1 protein-coding gene is annotated in these 253 nt (G+C 58.1%); it reads left to right on the plus strand.

Features of this window, described 5'->3' with window-relative positions:
• Positions 1 to 253 (plus strand): transposase (locus tag FNJ47_RS47240; RefSeq protein ID WP_163163646.1); only part of this gene is annotated, 253 nt, incomplete at both ends.

A 253-nucleotide genomic window follows, 5' to 3' on the forward strand; every position in this document is an offset into this window, starting at 1 on the left:
GGCAGCCAACGTGCGCTTTGGATGTGTGCTGGCGGATGCAGGATACGGACTTAGCGCACCATTTCGACAAGGGCTAACAGAGCGCGGACTGGCTTGGGCCGTCGGCATCCCTCGGCACCTGAAGGTGGATCCGGTCGCTGTGAAGCTCATTTGGCCGATCACCAAAGTCCGCGGGAAACCACGAAAGCACCACGTGCCCGATATCTTATCGATTGCGGCAGAACAAATGCTGGCCAGTGCCAAATGGAAAACC

Origin of the sequence: Bradyrhizobium uaiense, assembly GCF_010811875.1 — a bacterium.
In the GTDB taxonomy this organism is placed as follows: domain Bacteria; phylum Pseudomonadota; class Alphaproteobacteria; order Rhizobiales; family Xanthobacteraceae; genus Bradyrhizobium; species Bradyrhizobium uaiense.